A 3,876-nucleotide genomic window follows, 5' to 3' on the forward strand; every position below is an offset into this window, starting at 1 on the left:
CTCGCCGCCACCCTGGCGGCGAGCTAGCCACGCCGCCCGGTGAGCCCTACGCCTTCGCCGCGCAGATCACGTCGTACGGCCGGCCGATGGCGATGGTCAGTTCCATCGGCTCGGTGGTGTCCTCCGGGCACGCGGACCGGTTCTTGACGAGGTCGAGGACCTTGTAGCCGTCCCCGGTCGCGGAGGCGCACGGCACCTCCTTGGCGGTGGAGGTCACGCAGTCGCCCTTCACCAGCTGCCCGCCGCCGGCGCCCGGGTCGCCGGGGTGGTCGCCCGAGAGGTTGCGCCCGCAGACCGTCTTGCTGGGGATGCCGCCCTTGCCGTCCTTGCCGTCCTTGGACGAGCCGAAGGAGATGCTCACCTGGATGATGAGGTCCGTGCCGCCCGGGCACTGTATGGAGTCCGGCAGGAAGCTGCCGGCCTTGACCTCGATGGCCTTGAAGGCGGCCTGCGGGTCGCCGCAGCCGTACGGCCTGTAGCCGTCGGGCCTGCGGTCCGGATCGGGGCCGCCGCAGTCGCCCACGTTCCAGTCGCCCGCCTTGTGCGTGGCCGGCGGGGCGGAGGAGGCGGAGGAGGGGGAGGGGGAGGACTTCGAGGAGTGGTCGCCGAACAACTTGGACGCGCCGAAGCCCAGGCCGAGGACCACCGCCAGGGTGATGAGGGCGGGCAGGCGTCCCGACCGCCGGCGGGCCGGGGGAACCGGTTGCGAAGGATCATGCGGATTCATGGGCGCAAGAATCTCGTGTGATGAGCCATCAGGGGAAATCACCGTCAGGCGGCGATCGCCGCCGCCTTCGCGCGCAGTTCCGTCAGCACCAGGCGCAGCAGGGGATGGCTCTCACTGCCCCGGCGCACGGCGGTGAAGACCCGCCGCACCGGGCCCGGACCGTCCAGGGGCCGGACGGCCGGGGTGAGGGCGGGGCGGATGCCGTGCAGTGCCGAGCGCGGTACGAGGGCGACGCCCGCACCGGCCGCGACGAGCGCGCAGACCGCCGAGAAGTCGTCGGACAGGCACTCCACGCGCGGCTGGAAAGCCGCCTCCTCGCAGGCCCGCAGCACCGCCTCGTGCACGGGGTTGCCGGGCCAGGGGGTGATCCACCGCTCCTCGCGCAGATCGGTCAGACGCACCTCCGGCGCCCCGGCGAGCCGGTGACGGGGCGGGAGGACCGCGTCGAACGGTTCCTCGTACAGCGGGGTGAGCAGGAGCCGGGCGCCGGCCGGTGCGAGGGAGTCGCGGTGCTCGACGGCGACCGCGATGTCGGCCTCGCCGTCGGTGAGCAGCCGGACGGCAGTGGGCCCCTCGGCGTCCTTCACGTGGATGCGCACCTGCGGAGCCTGCTGCCGCAGCGCGGCCACGGCCGGCGCGACGACCTCCGTGATGGAGGTGGCGAACGCGGCGAGGGTGACCTCCCCGGCCAGGCCTGTGGAGCAGCGGGCGAGGTCGGCCTCGGCCCGCTCCAGCTGCGCGGCGACCGCGGCGGCGTGCTCGGCGAGCACGCTCCCGGCGGCGGTGAGCCTGACGGTCCGGCCGCGCCGCTCGACCAGGGTGTGCCCGGTCTCGGTCTCCAGGGCGGTCAGCTGCTGGGACACCGCGGACGGCGACAGGTACAGGGCGTGCGCGGCGGCGGTGACGGTGCCGTGGTCGGCGAGGGCGCGCAGTACGCGCAGGCGGCGGGGGTCGATCACATGTGCCACTATCGCAGAATCGTGAAGGAAACCTTCACGAGCACCGTGGAAAAATGTTGATGGACTTCACAGACGCCAGGTACCAAAGTCATCTTCCATGAGGGCATTGGTAAAGACCGGCGCCGGACCGGGGCTGGAACTCATCGAGGTTCCCACCCCCGAGGCCGGCCCGGGTCAGGTGTTGATCAAGGTTCTGCGCACCGGCATCTGCGGGACCGATCTGCACATCGAGAGCTGGGACGCCTGGGCGGCGAGCACCGTGCGCGCCCCCCTGGTCGTCGGTCACGAGTTCGCCGGTGAGGTCGTCGCGACCGGCCCGGGTGTCACCTCGGTCACCGAGGGCGACATCGTCAGCGGCGAGGGACACCTGGTGTGCGGCACCTGCCGCAACTGCATGGCCGGCCGCCGCCACCTGTGCATCCGCACCATCGGCCTGGGCGTGCACACCGACGGCGCGTTCGCCGAGTACGTGGTCCTGCCCGCGTCCAACGTCTGGGTCCACCGCCACGAGATCGACATCGACGTGGCCGCCATATTCGACCCCTTCGGCAACGCGGTCCACACCGCCCTGTCCTTCCCCGTCCTGGGCGAGGACGTGCTGATCACCGGCGCGGGCCCGATCGGCATGATGGCCGCGGCCGTCGCCGGCCACGCCGGCGCCCGCAGCACCGTGATCACCGACGTCAGCCCGTACCGGCTCGCACTGGCGCAGAAGATGGGCGCCACCGTCGCCCTCGACGTCAGCCGCCAGCGGATCACGGACGTCATGCCCGAGCTCGGCATGACCGAGGGCTTCGACGTGGGCATGGAGATGTCCGGTCGCGCCGACGCGCTCCAGGACATGATCGCCAACATGTCGCCCGGCGGCCGCATCGCCGCCCTCGGCCTGCCGTCCGGCGAGGTCAGCATCGACATGGCCACCCTCGTCACCCGCATGCTGACCCTGCGCGGCATCTACGGCCGCGAGATGTACGAGACCTGGTACGCCATGTCCGTGCTGCTCCGCAGCGGCCTGGACATCTCCCCGGTGATAACCCACCGCTTCGGCTTCGAGGAGCACTCCCAGGCGTTCACCACCGCCCGCTCCGGCCAGTGCGGCAAGGTGATCATCGACTGGACCCGGCCGACCGTCCCCTGACCACCGCCCGCATGCCGCACTCCGCCGCGCCCCACGCGCGGCGGAGCCGGCGCATCACCACTTGAGGAGTCCCGTGTTCGAGACGATGCGCGAGCACCTGCGCACCGAGCTGCAGGAGATCCGTGACGCCGGGCTGTACAAGTCCGAGCGCGTGATCACCAGCCCCCAGTCCGCCGCCATCTCCGTCGGCGACGGCGCGGCCGGCAGCCAGGTCGTGAACTTCTGCTCCAACAACTACCTGGACCTGGCCGACCACCCCGAGGTCGTCGCCGCCGCCAAGAAGGCGCTGGACGAGTGGGGCTTCGGCATGGCCTCGGTCCGCTTCATCTGCGGCACCCAGGCCCCGCACAAGGAGCTGGAGCGCCGCATCTCCGAGTTCCTCGGCATGGAGGACACGATCCTCTACAGCTCGTGCTTCGACGCCAACGGCGGCGTCTTCGAGACGCTGCTGACCGCCGAGGACGCGGTGATCTCCGACGAGCTCAACCACGCCAGCATCATCGACGGCATCCGCCTGTCCAAGGCCTCCCGCTTCCGCTACCGCAACCGCGACATGGCCGACCTGGAGCGGTGCCTGAAGGAGGCGGCCGGCGCCCGCCACAAGCTGATCGTCACCGACGGCGTCTTCTCCATGGACGGCTACATCGCCCCCCTGGACGAGATCTGCGACCTGGCCGACAAGTACGGCGCCCTCGTCATGGTCGACGACTCCCACGCCGTCGGCTTCGTCGGCGAGGAGGGCCGCGGTACGCCCGAGCTCTTCGGGGTGACCGAGCGCGTGGACATCATCACCGGCACCCTCGGCAAGGCGCTCGGCGGCGCCAGCGGTGGCTACGTCGCCGCCCGCGCCGAGATCGTCGAGCTGCTGCGCCAGCGTTCGCGTCCCTACCTGTTCTCCAACTCCCTGGCCCCCTCGATCGTCGGCGCCTCCCTGCGCGTCCTCGACCTGCTGGCCGAGTCGGGCGACCGCCGGGCGCGGCTGCGGGAGAACACCAAGCTGTTCCGCGCCGAGATGACCGCGGCCGGCTTCGAGGTGCTGCCCGGCGAGCACC

The 3,876-nt window shown here is 71.5% G+C and carries 4 protein-coding genes; 2 read left to right on the forward strand and 2 right to left on the reverse strand.

What is annotated here, in order from left to right; genetic code table 11:
* Positions 1-46 precede the first annotated feature (46 nt).
* A complete protein-coding gene (locus AB0K09_RS30955) occupies positions 47-727 on the reverse strand; it encodes a hypothetical protein (RefSeq protein WP_366068722.1) in 681 nt (226 codons plus the stop codon).
* A gap of 44 nt (positions 728-771) precedes the next feature.
* Positions 772-1,686, reverse strand: coding sequence for a LysR family transcriptional regulator (locus AB0K09_RS30960; RefSeq protein ID WP_366068723.1), 915 nt, complete (start codon positions 1,684-1,686; stop codon positions 772-774).
* 97 nt (positions 1,687-1,783) lie between these two features.
* Here AB0K09_RS30960 and tdh point away from each other — a divergent pair, with 97 nt between their 5' ends.
* Positions 1,784-2,824 (forward strand): L-threonine 3-dehydrogenase, encoded by a 1,041-nt coding sequence (gene tdh, locus AB0K09_RS30965; protein ID WP_366068724.1) that lies wholly within the window; start codon positions 1,784-1,786, stop codon positions 2,822-2,824.
* Between the two features lie 73 nt (positions 2,825-2,897).
* Positions 2,898-3,876: glycine C-acetyltransferase (locus tag AB0K09_RS30970; RefSeq protein ID WP_366068725.1), on the forward strand; the 979-nt coding region annotated here is incomplete at its 3' end.

The sequence above is a fragment of the Streptomyces sp. NPDC049577 genome (genome assembly GCF_040675635.1).
GTDB lineage: Bacteria > Actinomycetota > Actinomycetes > Streptomycetales > Streptomycetaceae > Streptomyces.

Excerpts from the sequence above, each read along its gene's own strand:
- tdh (WP_366068724.1), top strand. The coding sequence starts at position 1,784 with ATGAGGGCATTGGTAAAGACCGGCGCCGGACCGGGGCTGGAACTCATC.
- AB0K09_RS30955 (WP_366068722.1), bottom strand. The coding sequence starts at position 727 with ATGAATCCGCATGATCCTTCGCAACCGGTTCCCCCGGCCCGCCGGCGG.